The organism is Bacillus sp. NP157 (assembly GCA_018889975.1).
GTDB lineage: Bacteria > Pseudomonadota > Gammaproteobacteria > Xanthomonadales > Rhodanobacteraceae > Luteibacter.
The window spans coordinates 1274106-1289887 of record CP076546.1 but is presented as its reverse complement, the minus strand read 5'-3'; the positions used below and the strand labels follow the sequence as shown (position 1 = coordinate 1289887).

Annotated in this window: 14 protein-coding genes; 7 read left to right on the top strand and 7 right to left on the bottom strand. The window is 68.1% G+C overall.

The genetic code is table 11. The features are described 5' to 3' along the window. Positions 1–6 precede the first annotated feature (6 nt). Positions 7–3075: a discoidin domain-containing protein gene (locus KPL74_05845; protein ID QWT21524.1), complete on the top strand. Its 3069-nt coding sequence runs from the start codon at positions 7–9 to the stop codon at positions 3073–3075. A gap of 19 nt (positions 3076–3094) precedes the next feature. Here the strand turns inward: KPL74_05845 and KPL74_05840 are convergent, their stop codons facing one another. Beyond that, on the bottom strand, positions 3095–3433 hold the full coding sequence (locus KPL74_05840) for a hypothetical protein (GenBank protein QWT22653.1): 339 nt from the start codon (positions 3431–3433) through the stop codon (positions 3095–3097). Between the two features lie 136 nt (positions 3434–3569). Between KPL74_05840 and KPL74_05835 the strand changes: the two genes are divergently transcribed. The 4 genes from KPL74_05835 to KPL74_05820 all read left to right on the top strand — a co-directional run bounded on the left by KPL74_05835 (position 3570) and on the right by KPL74_05820 (position 8297). Continuing rightward, entirely contained in the window at positions 3570–4595 is a 1026-nt protein-coding gene (locus KPL74_05835) for a LacI family DNA-binding transcriptional regulator (protein ID QWT21523.1), read from the top strand. Between the two features lie 99 nt (positions 4596–4694). Beyond that, positions 4695–5276, top strand: a complete 582-nt coding sequence (locus tag KPL74_05830; protein QWT21522.1) for a sorbitol dehydrogenase family protein — start codon at positions 4695–4697, stop codon at positions 5274–5276. A 19-nt stretch (positions 5277–5295) separates the two neighbouring features. Further along, complete coding sequence (locus KPL74_05825; GenBank protein QWT21521.1) at positions 5296–6882, top strand: GMC family oxidoreductase; 1587 nt, start codon at positions 5296–5298, stop codon at positions 6880–6882. Then, positions 6882–8297, top strand: a complete 1416-nt coding sequence (locus KPL74_05820; GenBank protein QWT21520.1) for a cytochrome c — start codon at positions 6882–6884, stop codon at positions 8295–8297. Before KPL74_05825 ends, KPL74_05820 begins: the two co-directional genes overlap by 1 nt. A gap of 4 nt (positions 8298–8301) precedes the next feature. Here KPL74_05820 and KPL74_05815 read toward each other — a convergent pair whose 3' ends face one another. Next, the gene (locus KPL74_05815) at positions 8302–9855 is read right to left on the bottom strand and encodes an MFS transporter (GenBank protein QWT21519.1); all 1554 of its coding nucleotides are present in this window, start codon (positions 9853–9855) and stop codon (positions 8302–8304) included. 87 nt (positions 9856–9942) lie between these two features. On the opposite strand from KPL74_05815, the gene KPL74_05810 reads away from it, so the two are divergent. Both KPL74_05810 and KPL74_05805 read left to right on the top strand, forming a co-directional pair. Beyond that, positions 9943–10638, top strand: a complete 696-nt coding sequence (locus KPL74_05810) for a TetR/AcrR family transcriptional regulator (protein QWT21518.1) — start codon at positions 9943–9945, stop codon at positions 10636–10638. Between the two features lie 26 nt (positions 10639–10664). Next, positions 10665–11312, top strand: coding sequence for an HAD-IA family hydrolase (locus KPL74_05805; protein QWT21517.1), 648 nt, complete (start codon positions 10665–10667; stop codon positions 11310–11312). Positions 11313–11314: 2 nt separating this feature from the next. Here the strand turns inward: KPL74_05805 and KPL74_05800 are convergent, their stop codons facing one another. From KPL74_05800 to msrB, 5 genes are all read right to left on the bottom strand, one after another. Beyond that, on the bottom strand, positions 11315–12685 hold the full coding sequence (locus KPL74_05800; GenBank protein QWT21516.1) for a beta-lactamase family protein: 1371 nt from the start codon (positions 12683–12685) through the stop codon (positions 11315–11317). Positions 12686–12848: 163 nt separating this feature from the next. Then, a complete protein-coding gene (locus KPL74_05795) occupies positions 12849–13589 on the bottom strand; it encodes a LytTR family DNA-binding domain-containing protein (GenBank protein QWT21515.1) in 741 nt (246 codons plus the stop codon). Further along, positions 13586–14611 carry a histidine kinase gene (locus KPL74_05790; GenBank protein QWT21514.1) on the bottom strand — a complete coding sequence of 342 codons (1026 nt, stop codon included), beginning with the start codon at positions 14609–14611 and terminating at the stop codon, positions 13586–13588. Before KPL74_05790 ends, KPL74_05795 begins: the two co-directional genes overlap by 4 nt. A 130-nt stretch (positions 14612–14741) precedes the next feature. Continuing rightward, positions 14742–15242: a peptide-methionine (S)-S-oxide reductase MsrA gene (msrA, locus tag KPL74_05785; protein QWT21513.1), complete on the bottom strand. Its 501-nt coding sequence runs from the start codon at positions 15240–15242 to the stop codon at positions 14742–14744. Beyond that, positions 15239–15700, bottom strand: a complete 462-nt coding sequence (gene msrB / locus KPL74_05780) for a peptide-methionine (R)-S-oxide reductase MsrB (GenBank protein ID QWT21512.1) — start codon at positions 15698–15700, stop codon at positions 15239–15241. The genes msrA and msrB overlap by 4 nt, the downstream gene beginning before the upstream one ends. Positions 15701–15782 lie beyond the last annotated feature (82 nt).

The window sequence follows — 15782 nt, the reverse complement described above, 5'->3', positions numbered from 1 at the left end:
GCATCCATGCGCACGCTCCTCGCCCTTTGCGTCACGTCGCTGCTCGCCACCACCGCATTTGCCGACGCCCTGCCTCCGCGCAGCGGCTGGCAGGCCACCAGCTCGTCGCAACAGGTGCCGGCCCTCGCGCCGAAGCACGCGATCGACGGCGACGAAACAACCCGCTGGGGTGGCTCGTTCAGCCCGGGCCAGTGGTTCCAGGTCGACCTGGGCAAGGTCTCGCGCGTGGGCGGCGTGCGGATCCACTGGGACAGCGGTTTCGCCGCGTCCTATTCGATCCAGGTATCGACGGACGGCACGTCGTTCCACCCGGTCTACACGGTGACCGACTCGCCGGGCGGCACGGAATACCTCGTCTTCCCCGCGACCGACGCACGCTATGTTCGCCTGGCCGCACCGGCGCGCACCGCCGACTGGGGCGTCTCGGTATTCGAGTTCGAACCCATGGCGGCGACCGACGTCGCACGCATCCGCGGCTTGGCCGGCAAGGACGACGGCGCCTCGCTGTGGGCCGACGGCGGCCCACGCGATGTCGGGGGCGGGGGCGACGTGCGCAACGTCGACATCCATATGGCGCACCCCATCGACATCGCCGGCATCGAAGTCACCTGGGCCGGCCCGCGCGAGGGTGTCGAACTGCAGTCGAAGGATGCGCAAGGCCACTGGTCCGTCGTCGACAGCGACCCCGGCTCACTTGGCGCCACGTCATTCCTCGCCGCCGCGCAGACCTTCAGTGCAAGCGACCTGCGCCTGGCCATCCGCGCCGGCAGCGGGACGCCACGGATCGCGCGACTGCGCTTCCTGGCCGCGCCGCGGGTGATGACTCCGATGAAGCGCTACCAGGTCGCCGCTTCGCGGGCGAATGCGTCGCTGTTCCCGTCGTCGCTGCACATGCAGCAGGTGTACTGGACCGACGTCGGCGTGCCGGCCGGCTTGCAGAAGGCGATCTTCGACGAATACGGCGACATCGAACCGTTCAAGGGCGGCCCGCTGGTCCAGGCGATCTGGCGCAGCGACGACGGCAAGGCCAGCATCGCTGACGCCAGCGAGCGCAGCCACGCGCTGCGTGACCGCTGGAAGCCGATGCCCTCGGTGGGCTGGACGGCACAGTCCGGGCTCGACGTGCGCAGTGAGAGCTTCGCGATCGACGACCAAGGGCAGCCCGTCGTCCTGCTCCGGCATCGATTGACCAACCACGGCGATGCCCCGGTGATGGGCAAGCTGTTCCTCGTCGTGCGCCCAATGCAGGTCAATCCGCCGTGGCAGAACGGTGGCCCGTCGCCGATCCACGCGATCGCGGTCGACGCCGATAAGGTGGCCGTGAATGGTCGTACGCTGTTCGTGCCACTGACGAAGCCCGATGCCACGGGCAGCGCGCCGTTCGGCGACCACGGCGCGACGGAGATCACCCAGGCCATCGCGACCGGCCGGCTGCCCGCGGCCAGCCAGGCGGAGGATGCCCAGGGCCTCGCGGCCGGGGCACTGGCCTACGACGTACACCTCGCGGCGGGCGCAAGCCAGGACATCGTGCTCGCCTTCCCGCTCGGCACGACACCGGCCAACGCCGATGGCACGCTGGCCGAGCCGCCGCCGCTGGATCGCAGCCGCATTCGCGCGGACCGCTTCGACGCACTGGCCGACAAGGTTTCCGACGCCTGGCAGAAGCGACTCGGCAGCGTCGGCCTCTCCCTGCCCGACGAATCACTGGTAGACATCCTGCGCTCGCAGGCGGCCTACATGCTGGTCAACCAGACCGGCCATGCCATGCAGGCCGGCCCACGCAACTACAACCGTTCCTTCATCCGCGACGGCGCGGCCACGGCGTCGATCCTGCTGCGCATGGGCGAGGTCAAGACCGCGCGCGACTACCTCGACTGGTACGCCAGCCATGCGGTACACGAGAATGGCCTGGTCTCGCCAATCCTCAATGCCGACGGCAGCGTCAACCGTGGATTCGGCTCGGATATCGAGTACGACAGCCAGGGCGAATTCATCAACCTCGTCGCCGACGTGGCGCGGTTCGGCGGTGGCCCGGAGTCGGTCCGCAGTTACCTGCCCAGGGTCCGCGCCGCGATGCATTTCATGCAGGAACTGCGCGAACGGACCATGGTCCCGGGCTATCTCGCCGACCTGCCCGCCGCGCAGCGCTTCCACGGCATCATCGCGCCCTCGATCAGCCATGAAGGCTATTCCAGCCCGACCCATAGTTACTGGGACGACTGGTGGGCACTGAAGGGCTGGCATGACGGCGCGTGGCTGGCCGGGCAGTGGGGCGACAGGGAGCTGGCCGCCTACGCGCACGCCCAATACGCCGCGTTGCGTGAGTCGGTCGGCGCATCGATCCGCGCGACCATGGCCTGGAAGGGCGTGGACACCCTGCCCGCCGCGGCCGATCTTGGCGACGGCGACCCGACCAGCGTGTCGATCGCGCTCGACCCGGCCGGGCAGATGGACGTGCTGCCACGCGATGCACTGGTGCGCACCTTCGATCGCTACCTTGCCGACGTGCGCAAGCGCGAGGCGCCTGGCGAGCTGTTCGCGTACACGCCTTACGAGCTGCGAAACGTCCTGACCTACGTCTACCTCGACCGTCCTGCGGATGCGGCGGAACTGCTCGGCACCATCGTGCGCGATCGCCGGCCGCCGGAATGGAACATGTGGGCCGAGGTGGTGCACTCGCGCCTGCGTCACCCGGGCTACCTGGGTGACATGCCGCATACGTGGATCGGCGCGGAGTATGCCCGCACCCTGTTCGGGATGCTGATGCGCGAGGCGGATGATGGCCTGTACCTGCTGCCTGGCACGCCGCCGGCATGGGTCGCCGGAAAGGGGCTGGCGGTGGCGAAGCTGCCGGTCGCCTACGGCGTGCTGACGATGACGGCACGCCGGGAAGGCGACGTGCTGCGGGTGACGCTCGACAAGGGCATTCGTGCCGGTACGCCTGTGCGGGTGTTCTGGCCGGGACGCATGCGACCAGCCAGCGTCGTCGTCGACGGGAAGCCAGCCACCACGTGGGACGCGGACGGCGTTCGCGTGGACCATCCGTTCCGCGTGCTCGAGGCGCGCTTCGACTGATTCGAATTTCCGTTACGCGTCACGCAAAACGACGCGTCGCCTTCTCGACCAGCTGACGCAGGTGCCGGGCCATGCTGGCGGCATCGGCGTGGCCGACGTCCTGCACCACATCCAGCAACTGCCCTGCCCGCGCGTCGGCCTCGATCAGGTCACGGAACGTGCTGGCCAATAGCTGCACGGCCGCGGTGTTGATCCCGCGGCTATCGAAGCCCATCGCCTTGCGTCGCGCGCGGTAGCGCGCCTGTCGCTGCGCATTGGTCAGAGCATCCGGCTTGCGCGGACGGCCGCGGCTGCGCTTCGCCATGGGAAACATGTCGGCCGTGTTCGGATCGCGGGTGGCGTTGATGTTCTTTTTCATGGGGCTATTATTCGTTACGGTAACGAATAATGCAACGGCGAATCGGAGGGTTTTCGCGAGGAAATGTCGCGACCGGGGGCCGCCCATACAGGGGATGGGTGGTAGGATTTGTGCACTGCATCAAACTTTAGCGACCATGCCCAAGCAAAAAACCCGGATCGTCGACCTGGCTGCCGCCGCGCGGGTCAGCCCGGCCACGGTCGATCGGGTGATCAATGGACGTGGCGGAGTCAGTGAACGGGTGCAGTCCCGGGTACTCGAAGCCGCGAAGCGACTGAAGCTCAACCGGGTGATCGACACGCCGCCGGCGCGCTGGCTCAACGTGCCGATCCTGATGCAGTCGCCCACCATCCATTTCTACGACGAGCTGTCGCGCCGCTTCGAGGGCCACCAGGTCGCCATGCACCAGCTGCGCGTGCGCTGCCAGGTGCATCCGTTCGCATCGATCGTGCCCGGGGAAATCGCCGAACAGATCGAAGCCCAGGCCCGCCACGCCGATGCGCTCGTGCTCACCACCCACGACCATCCCGTGGTTCGCGAGGCGGTGCGCCGCGTCGCCAGCCACTGCCCCGTGGTCACCCTCGCATCGGACATCCCCTCCAGCGGCCGGATCGCCTACGTCGGCACGGACACCCATGCGGCCGGACGCCTCGCCGGCGAGCTGATGGGACGTTTCCTCGGCCCGCAGGGCGGTCCGGTGCTCGTCATCAAGGGTTACCACCACTTCCGCAGCCACGAACAGCGCGAGCGCGGCTTTGCCGACGCCTTGCGCGAAAACTTTCCCGGTGCGCACATCATCGCCCGCGGCGACAGCCGCGAGGATCCGCTCAGCACCGCCGAAATCACCCGTGACGTGTTGCGCGCCGTGCCTGGGCTGCGCGGGATCTACAACACCTCGGTGGGCGACGAAGGCGTGGCCCAGGTCCTCGTCGAACAGACCCGCCCGCGCGACGTCGTCTTCATCGGCCACGACCTCACCGACAGTAACCGGCGCCTGCTCGAGTTGGGGCGGATGGACGCGGTGCTCGACCAGAACCTCGCCGCACAGGTCGCGCGCGCACTGCAGCATGTACTCGCGCGCTTCGGGCGCTCAGCCACGCCGGCGCCGCACCTGCAGCCGAGCAGCATCGTCATGCGCGAGAACCTGCCGGAAGTCGGTTGAGGTAAAACCATCAAGATGGCTTTTTGAGGGGTTTACCTCAAAACCGCTTCCTATACTTCGGCGGCTTTGCATCCACAGCCACCCTCCAAGGAAGCCACCATGCATGCTCCCCATGCGACAACGGGGCCTGGCGGCGACATGCCTGAAAACCCGGCGCGCCGTCGTATCCTCGTTTCCGCCGGCCTGGTCGCCGCCGCAGGCGCCCTGCTCCCCTGGTCCCGCATGGCCTACGCGGCCACGCCCGCCCAGGCCAGCGCGGCCGAACTCGACGCCTTCCTCACGCTCGGTCGCCGCCTCACCGGTCGCGACGGCCTCCCTGCGGACATCTCCGCACGCCTGTTCGTCGCCCTCGCCGGGGGCGACCGCGGTTTTCCCGCGCGCATCGCCGCACTCGCGCGTGCGCTCGACGCCGCCGGGATCGACGACATGCGCAGGTTCAAGGACTCGCCGGTCGATCGCGACCCGGACATGAAAGCCCTGGTGGTCAGCATCGTCAGCGGCTGGTACCTCGGCTACACCGGCGAGCCGAAGTCGCTGGTGGCGAAGGACGACACCGCCTTCATCACCTACACCGGCGCGCTGATGTTTGAGCCCACGCACGACGTCACCGTGATCCCGACCTACGCCCGTGCCGGCACGGACTACTGGGCCGCCGCGCCCACCACCATCGCCAGCGACTGACCCGGCGCAGGACATCCCCATGACTATCACTTACGACGCCGACGTCATCGTCATCGGCTCGGGCGCGCTTGGCAGCAATGCCGCGTTCGAACTCGCGAAGCAGGGCCATTCGGTCATCATGCTCGAAGCCGGCTCGCGCATCCCGCGCTGGAAGATCGTCGAGAACTTCCGCACGTCGTCGCGCAAGGCCAACTTCAACGATCCGTATCCGAACGAGCCGTGGGCGCACACGTCCTACGACCCGGATTACCTCGAGAACACCGGTTCGTTCAATTTCCGCCCCGGCATGCTCAAGCTGGTCGGCGGCACCACCTGGCACTGGGCCGCGGCCTGCTGGCGCTACCTGCCCAACGACATGCGGCTGAACACCCTGTACGGCGTCGGCCGTGACTGGCCGATCGACTACGACACGCTGGAGCCGTACTACGTGCGCGCCGAGTACGCGCTGGGCGTCGCCGGCAACGGCGAGGAAGACCAGAGCGGCCAGGGTGGCAAGGCATGGCCGCCGCGCTCGCAGCCGTATCCGCTGCCGCCCGATGCCACCACGTACATGAACCAGCAGCTGGACAAGCGCCTCGCCCCCGAGGGCTACCACTACATCCACGAGCCGAACGGTCGCGTCACCCGGCCCTACGATGGCCGCCCGGCCTGCTGCGGCAACAACAACTGCATGCCGGTCTGCCCGATCGGGGCGATGTACAGCGGCGACATGCACGCCACCCACGCTGAGAACGCGGGGGTGAAGCTGCTCACCGAATCCACCGCCTACAAGCTGGAAAAGGGCGCGGGCGGCAAGATCGTCGCCGTGCACTACCGCAAGCCGGACGGCACGGATACGCGGATCACCGCCCGTTACTTCATCGTCGCGGCACATGGCCTGGAAACGCCCAAGCTGCTGCTGATCTCCGAGGTCGCCAACTCTTCCGACCAGGTCGGCCGCAACCTCATGGACCACACCGGCATCGGCTTGCTGATGATCGGCGACGAACCGCTGTGGCCGGGTCGCGGGGCCGTCCAGCAGGGTGGCATCTTCAACTGGCGCGATGGCGATTTCCGCAAGCAGCATTCGGCGGTGAAGCACTCGATGTCGAACGCCGTGCCCAATCGCACGGTGGCCGAGCGCCTGCTCAAGCAAGGCATCGTCGGTCCCGAGCTGGACGAGCGCATCCGCCACGATGCCGCCCGCTGGATCGACGTCGGCACCGTGTTCGAGATGCTGCCCCGGGCCAGCAACCGGGTGACGCCCAGCGCGAAGAAAGACGCGCTCGGCATCCCGATGCTGACCGTCCATTACGACGTGGACGATTACGTGAAGGCCGGCAAGGCCGTCGCGAAGGCCGACTATGCGCGCTTCGCGAAGATCTTCAACGCCGAAGTGGTGGAAGACGAATCGGGCTGGCAGAACCGCGACCACATCATGGGCACGGTGATCATGGGTAGCGACCCGAAGGACTCGGTGGTGAACGGCGAATGCCGCACGCACGACCACGACAACCTGTTCCTCGCGACCACCGGCGTCATCCCCGCCTCCGGCGTGATCAATCCGACGCTGACCGGCGTTGCGCTGGCGATCCGCATCGCCGACACCATCCACAAGGAAATCTGATGCGAATCCAACGCATGCTTCGATGGTTTCCCGGCGCCGCCCTCGCACTGGCCACGCTTTGCGCGACGCCCGGGCACGCCCAGGACGCCGCGCTGATCGCACGCGGCAAGGCGGTCGCCACCGCCGCCGACTGCGCCGCCTGCCACACCTCCAGCCCGGCGCATCCGCTGGCGGGCGGCCGGGCGATCGGCTCGCCGATGGGCAATATCTACGCGTCCAACATCACCCCATCGACCGGCCACGGGATCGGCGGGTACAGCGAAGCGCAGTTCGCCGACGCCGTGCGCAAGGGCGTCAACGCAAAGGGCAGCCACCTGTACCCGGCGATGCCGTATACCGCCTACGCGGGCATGACCGACGACGACATCCACGCGCTCTACGCCTATGTGATGCACGGCGTGCCGGCCGACGACAACGCCGTGCCCGAGACGAAGCTGCCCTTCCCCTACGGCATGCGCTGGACCATGGCCGGGTGGAACCTGCTTTACCTCGGCAACGGCCTGCACGAAGCGCAGCCGGGCGAGGTCAAGCGCGGGCAGTACCTCGTCGACGTGCTGGGCCACTGCAGTTCGTGCCATTCCCCGCGCACCTTCCTGATGGCCGAAGACCAGGCTGCCTACCTGGGCGGCGCGAAGATCGACGGCTGGATCGCACCGAACATCACCTCCGACCCGGTCAGCGGCATCGGCGGCTGGACCACGGAAGAACTCGCCGGCTACCTGAAGAACGGCCACGTGAAGGGCAAGGGCCAGGCCGCGGGTGGCATGGCCGAAGCGGTCGAGCAAAGCCTCAGCCACCTGTCCGACGACGACCTGTTCGCGATGGCGAGCTACCTGAAGACGGTGGCGCCGATCCGGGACGCCGATGATACGCATCCGGCGTACGACTACCAGGGCGGTGCGCCGCTACCCGCGCTGGGCATGCGTGAACCGCAGCGCGTGGATGGCAACGCGGATCCGTCGGCCCTGCGCCTCGCCAACGATACCGACGGCGCGACGCTGTATGCCGGTGCCTGCGCCAGCTGCCACCAGCCCGACGGCCGTGGTACGCAGGATCAGTACTTCCCGTCGCTCAGCCACAACCGCGCCGTCGGCCTGTCGCACGCCGACAACCTCGTGATGGCGATCCTGCATGGCGTCGATCGCCGGGGTGCGGATGCGCATGTGTCGATGCCGGCGTTCGCGCGCGACATGGACGATGCCCAGGTGGCCGCCGTCGCGACCTATGTCGAACAACACTTCGGCAACCCGGGCGTGACGGTCAGCGCCGCCGACGTCGCATCGATCCGTTCCGGCGGACCGAAGCCGCTGTTGCTACGCCTCACCCCGTACCTGATGGTCGGCGGCGTGGTGGTGGTCGTGCTGCTGTTCTGGCTGGTGCTCGCCCTGCTCCGCCGCCGACGCCGACGCCGCTAAGCGCTCACGTGCCCTTTCCGCGCAAGGGCACGTCGCGCAGGAACCACGCCAGCAGGAAGCCGGAGAACACGACGGCGGCGCCCACGTGATACACCACGTGCAGCGACGAACCGAACGCATGCAGGTAACGCTCGTGGATCTCCGGCGGCATCTTCGCCACGGCATCCGGCCCGAACGCACGCGGCCCCATGCCAGCCATGCCATCGGCGGGCATCACGTCCGCCATGCGTGACTGCAGGCCGTGGGTGAACAGCGCGCCGAACACGGATACGCCGATCGAACCACCGATCGAGCGGAACAGCGTGACGCCCGAGGTGGCGACGCCCATCAGTTTCGGCTCCACGCTGTTCTGCGCGGCCAGGATCAACACCTGCATCACCATGCCGATGCCCAGGCCGAGGATGCCGGCGTAGGTGTAGATCAGGTACAGCGGGTCGTCGTCCTCCACGCTGCCCAGCAGCATCAGCGCCACGGCGCCGATGAAGGTCCCCATGATCGGGAACATGCGGTAGCGACCGATTTTGCTGATCACGCGACCGACGACGATCGAGCTGACCAGCACGCCACCCATCAGCGGCAGCAACTGCATGCCGGCGCCGGTGGGCGACACACCCTTGACCACCTGCAGGTACAGCGGCAGGTAGGTCGTCGAGCCGAACAGCGCCGTGCCGACGAAGAAGCCGATCATGCTGCAGAGGAAGAAGGTGCGATGGCGGAACAGGTGCAGCGGGATGATCGGCTCGCTGGCCACGCGCTCTTCGTAGATGAAGCCGCCGACCGCGACCAGGCCCATCGCCAGGATCGCCCACAGCTCGACCGAATCCCACGGCAGCCGCGTGCCGCCCTCGGTGGTGAACAGGATGATGCAGCTGAGCGCGAGCGCGAGGAAGAACGCGCCGAACCAGTCGATCGCGTGCCTGACGTGGCGCGTATGCGGATGGAACACCGCGGCGATCACCAGCAGGCAAAGGATGCCCAGCGGCAGGTTCACGTAGAAGATCCAGCGCCACGACAGGTGGTCGACCATGAAGCCGCCGAGCAGCGGGCCGATCACCGTGGCCAGGCCGTACACGCCGCCGAACAGGCCCTGGTAACGACCGCGGTCCGCGGGCGGGATCACGTCGCCGATCGCCGCCATGGTGATCACCAGCAGGCCACCACCGCCAAGGCCCTGCAGCGCACGCATCGCGATCAGCCAGTCCATGTCCTGGGCCAGGCCGCACAGCACCGAGCCGATCAGGAAGATGACGATCGCCGTCTGCAGGACGATCTTGCGCCCGAACAGGTCGCCGAACTTGCCGTAGAGCGGCACGACGACGGTCGACGTCAGCAGATAGGCGGTGACCACCCACGACAGCTGGCTGAGGCCGCCGAGCTCGCCGACGATGGTCGGCAAGGCGGTGGAGACGATGGTCTGGTCCAGCGCCGCCAGCAGCATCACCAGCATCAGCGCCGGGAAGAGCAGGCGTAGCGAGGGCTGTGGCGGGACGGGAGCGAGGCTGGGTTCAACCACGCCGGCGGGGGTGTCGGCGGGTTCGGGGCGATGGGCTACGGCCATGATGGGATGTAATTAATTAAGTCGTCAGTTAATATATGCGGCAACGGGTCGCAAGGCAAGGGCCCAGCCGCGTGTTATTGATTCCCGATGAGCACTACCGACAAACCCCTCCCCCAGACGGCCAGCACCCGGGCACCGCGCCGCGGCCGGCCACCCGGCCGCCCCCAGGGCCAGCCGGACGGTACCGACCAACGCACCCGCCTGATCGAGATCGCACTCGCGCTGTACGCCCGGCATGGCTACGCCGGCACCACGCTGGCGGGCATCGCCCGCGCCGCCGGGATGACGCCCGCCGCCGTGCACTACTACTTCAGGACCCGCGAACAGCTGTTCGAGGAGATCCACGCCGCCCACATCGCGCCGATGCGCGGCCGCGTGGAGGCGATCTTCCAGGAGCACGCCGACGACCCGGTGTCGGCCTTCACCGAGGTAGCGATGCGCTTCATGGACCTGGCCACCGAGCATTCGTGGATCGCGCCGGTGTTCTTTGGCGACCTGCTCACCGACGACGACTCGTTCCGCAAGCACATGAAGAAATCGGTGGACCATGCACGCCAGGCCGCGCTGATCGACAAGATCCGCCAGTGGCAGGCCGAAGGACGCATGCATCCGGACCTCGATCCGGCGCTGGTGATGGTATCGATCATGTCGCTGACCATGCTGCCGATGACGGCGCTGCGCAAATGGAAGGACGATCCCATCCGCAAGAAAATCGACGAGGCATCCATCCGTCGCCATGCGGCGGCCCTGCTCGGCCATGGGCTGGGGCCGGCGAAGGCGTAGAATCGACCTTTTGCCGGAGCGGACCCTTGGCCTTTCCCTACTCGCTCGTCATCTTCGACCTCGACGGCACCCTGGTCGACAGCGCCGCCGACATCGCCGAATCGGTGAACCGCACGCTGCGCGACTGGAAGCTGCCGACCTACGACGTCGCCACCATCACCGGCTGGGTCGGCGAAGGTTCGCGCCAGCTGATTACCTACGCCTTCCAGGATGCCGGCAGCGACGCCAGCATCGATGAGGTGATGCCTGGCTTCCTCGAGCACTATGCCGAGACCGCCCTGGACGGCATCGCCTACGACGGCGTGGTCGACACGCTGGCCGCGTTGCACGCGCAAGGCGTGAAGCTCGCCGTGTGCACGAACAAGAACGAAGAATTCGTCCGTCCGCTGCTCGAGGCACGCGACATGCTCCAGTACATCGACGGCATCACCGGCGGCAACACCCTGCCGCAGCGCAAGCCCAGTGGCGTGCCCCTGCAGTACCTCGCCACGCAGGCCGGGGTGGCGCTCGACAAGGTGCTGATGGTCGGCGATTCGGAAAGCGACATGCTGGCCGCGCACGATGCGGGGGTCGCCCTGGTGATGGTCAGCTACGGCTATCGCAAGTCACTGGACCTGGCCAGCGCCGGTGCAGTCGCCGTGATCGACCGCATGCCCCAGCTGCTCGATCTGTAGGCTCAGCGCCAGGCCTCGATGGCCGCCTTGACCAGGCGGACATCGTCTTCGATGCCGTAGTTGGGCGGCGCGGAATAACCGAAGCGCGTGATGACGAGATGCGCGGACGGCACGATGTAGATGCGCTGGCCCATCGTGCCGCTGGCGAAGAATCCATCCTTCGGGAAGCCACCCTCCACGCGCTGCCGGGCGACGTCGCTCGGCCCGTCGTTGGTCCAGAAGCCGGCGCCGTAAGGCGCGCCCAGCGCCGATCGGCGCGACCAGTCGACCCAGCCGGGCGGCAGCAGTCGCGTGCCGTCCGGCGCGACGCCGTCCTTGAGATACAGCAGGCCGAAACGCGCGTAGTCGCGAGCGCTGGTGAACACATAGGTCGAGCCGACGAAGGTGCCCTGCCCGTCGACTTCCATGGTCACCTCGCCCATGTGCATCGGATCGAACAAGCGCCTGCGGGCGAAGTCGCGCAAGCCCGCCGCGCCACCGCCGATGCGTTCGCCGAGCATCCGATCGAGCAACACGGTGTCGGCCGAGGTGTATTCGAAGGTCTTGCCCGGCGCTTCCTTCGCCGGCTGCATCGCGGCGAAGCCGGCCATGTCGGCGTGCAGGAATTCCATCTTCGCCACCGGGCTGAAGGCCGATTCCGCTTCTTCGGCGGCGAGGCCGCTCTGCATGCGCATCAGGTCTTCGATGGTGATCGCGCCACGCGGATCGCCGGGCGCCGACCATTCGGCGGCACCCAGCGGGCGTTTCACGTCGACCTTGCCGTCCATCGCCAGCATGCCGAGGAACGCGTTGGTGAACGACTTGGCGACCGAGAAGCTGATCAGCGCCGAGTGGATGCCATAGCCCGGCGCGTAACGCTCGGCCACGACCTTGCCGTCCTTGACGATCACCACGGCCTTGACCACCTTCGGCGGTGCGCCTGGCGCTTCAGCGAAGACCCGGTCCAGCGCCGCGGTGACGGCGGGCTTGTCGGTGGTGACCACGGCTTCGGGCGCGAAGCCGTCGTCGCGGGCGGCGACCCGTGCCGTCACCGCCGCCAGCGGGCGATTGCCCGGCAGCGCCAGCCGGCAGCCGTAGCCTGGGGTATAACGCGCCGTCGCCAGCGCCGAGACCAGGCCGTTGACCGTAACCGTCTGCGCCTCGCGGTCGACGTGCACCTTCAGCAGCTTCGCCGGCGTCGCCCCGATCATCGGCGTCACCAGCTCGCGATAGATCGTGTCGGGATCCTGCCTGCCGACGAAGGTCATCGAGCAGACATGATGGGCGGCCACGCCCGCGGCAACCCGGATGGCCTGGTCGGGCCGGGTGGTGGCCCAGGCACCCACGGCGATGGCCAGGGCGACGGCGGTGGCGATGATCGTGCGCTTACGCATGGCGAGGCTCCCGGTGGCTGGAGCCGAGCATCGCGCGGAGGCGGCCGCGGCGGACGACCGTCCGGGACGAAGGGCCGCCGCCCGGGGACGAACACCGGCATTGCCCAGGGACGAATATCGTCACCACCCGGGAGCGCGCGCCGGCGCAGCCGGCGAACGGCCTTCAGCGAAGATCGTCGGGGAGGAAACGCCGGGTCCAGGTCACCCGGCTGCCGTCGTGCAGCACGAGGCGCTTTTCGCCATCCGGCCACGGCTGCACTTCGGCGATCGCGTCCAGCCGCACCACGGTCGAGCGGTTGACCCGGACGAAACGCGAGGGGTGCAGGCGCGCCTGCATGGCGTCCAGCGTGCCGCGCAGGCGGCGTGGCACGCCATCGACGAAGGCCTCGAGGTAGTTGCGGTCGGACGCGATCCGGTCGATGCGCTCGACCGGCACGAGCTCCGCGCCGTCGGCGCCCGGCAGCGGCAGCAACAGGCGCTCGGCGTAATGCGTCGGCGCCGGCAGGTCGCCGAGCAGCCCGTCGAGCTTCGCCGCCGACGGCACGAGCCGCGCGCACAAGCGGCGCACGGTGCGCTCGAACCGGTCCGGCCCCACCGGTTTTAGCAGGTAATCGAAGGCATGCACCTCGAACGCGCGCACCGCCTGGTCCGCATGCGCGGTGACGAACACGATCTCCGCAGGCAGCGGATCGCCCAGTGCCTGCAGCACGCCGAAGCCATCCATGCCGGGCATGCTGATGTCGAGGAAGATCACATCCGGACGCTCACGCTGGACCAGTGCCACGGCCGTCGGGCCATCCGCCGCTTCACCGACCCAGGCCACGCCGTCGCAGGTACTGAGATAGCGGCGAAGCTTTGCGCGCGCCGGCGCTTCGTCGTCGATGACCACGGCGCGCAGGGTCATGGCGGCGTTGCCTCGCGCGCGGGCAGCCATACGGTCACCACCGACCCCGTGGCTGCCGCATCGAGGCGCACGCCCGCGGCATCGCCATGCAGGTGGCGGAGCCGTGCGGCGACGTTGCCGAGGCCGATGCCATGGCCGGCGCGCGGCGTCGCCTCCATGGCGACCGCATCGCCCCGGCCGCCGCCATCGCGCACCGTGACCACCGCCCGTGTCCCGTCGCGACGGGCGTCGATCCGGACGAAGCGTGCATCGCCGACGCCGCCGTGCTCGATCGCGTTCTCCACCAGGGGTTGCAGCACGAGGAACGGTACGCGCACGCCGGCGACGCCTTCGTCGATCGCCAGTTCGGCATCCAGGCCGTCGGCGAAACGCGCACGCTGGATGTCGAGGTACAGCTCAAGCAACTGGCCTTCCTCGCGCAAGCTGTGCTCCTGCCCCGTCGCCGCCAGCGTGGCGCGCAGCAGTGCGCCGACCCGGGCCAGCATCTCGTCGGCCGCGCGCGGCCGCTCGTACATCAGCTCGGACACGGCATTGAGGGTGTTGAACAGGAAATGCGGATTGATCTGCAGGCGCAGCGCTTCGAGCCGGGCTTCGGACAGGGCCGATTCCAGCTGGGCATTGCGCAGCTCGCGCGCCTGGCCCTCGCGGTAGCGATCAAACAGCCAAACGCCGGCGACGATCACCGCATAGAAAAACAGTTGGGTCGGCACTTCCATCAGGTAGCGCCAGACGTTCGGCGGATAGGCCCACGAGGCGAGGTCGAGCAGGCGGAACACCACCTGGCGCGAGGCGATCATCAGGCTGGTCTGCACCAGCGACAGCAGGCTGAAGACAAGCGCGTGCGCCCACCAGGTGCGCGGCATCCGCCGCAGTGCGATGAACAGCAACGGCAGGCACGCACCGAAGCTCAGCGAGCCGGTGAGTTCTTCGACGAAGCGTGGAAGAAAGATGGTCGCATGGCCGTTGGCCACGTCGACGAGGTAACGGTTGGAGGCGCGCAGCAGGCCGATCGCCACCAGCAAGGCCAGCCACGCCCATGCGGCGTGTCGCCGCCACGCGGATGGAACTGACCTGCCCGCGCTGGCCACGATGGCTTGTCCCCTCGAACCCTACCGCCGGCTCTTATACCAGAGCCGGCGGCGGGCGGTGCACTCAGGCGGCGCGCTTGGGGATGACCCAGTCCGGCCGGATGAAGTGGCAGGTGTAGCCGTTCGGGTACTTCTCGAGGTAGTCCTGGTGCTCGGGTTCGGCTTCCCAGAACGGGCCGGCCGGCGCGACTTCCGTCACCACCTTGCCCGGCCACAGCCCCGCCGCGTTCACGTCGGCGATGGTGTCCTCGGCGATCGCCTTCTGCTCGTCGTCCAGGTAGAAGATCGCCGAACGGTAGCTCAGGCCCAGGTCGTTGCCCTGGCGGTTGAGCGTGCTGGGGTCGTGGATCTGGAAGAAGAACTCCAGCACCTTGCGATAGGTCAGCTTCGCCGGGTCGAACTCGATCTCGATCGCCTCGGCGTGGGTGCCGTGGTTGCGATAGGTGGCATTCGGTACGTCACCGCCGGTGTAGCCGACGCGGGTGGAAATCACCCCGGGCTGCTTGCGGATCAGGTCCTGCATGCCCCAGAAGCAACCACCGGCCAGGATGGCACGGGAACTCATGCGACACCTCCCTTCGTGTTGGCGAATAGCTGGGCGTACTCGGCGTAGCCCTCTTTCTCGAGGTCGGCAAGCGGGACGAACCGCAGCGACGCCGAGTTGATGCAATAGCGCAGGCCGCCGCGGTCACGCGGGCCATCTGGGAAAACGTGGCCCAGGTGGCTGTCGCCATGGGTCGAGCGCACCTCGGTACGGATCATGCCGTGCGTCGTGTCGCGGTTTTCCACCACGTGCTCGCTTTCCAGCGGCTGGGTGAAGCTGGGCCAGCCACACCCGCTGTCGAACTTGTCGAGCGAGGAGAACAGCGGCTCGCCTGACACGATGTCGACATAGATGCCCGGGTCCTTGCTTTCATGGAACGCGTTGTGGAACGGGCGCTCGGTGCCATTCTGCTGGGTGACCCGGAACTGCTCGGGGCTGAGGCGGGCGAGGGCCTCGGGGGACTTGCGGTAATCGGACATGGGGGCCTCCAGAGGGGAAGACCGGCGTCGCGGGCGTCCGCGTCGCCGCTGCCCACATAATGCGGGCTGGCGGCGTGTATGC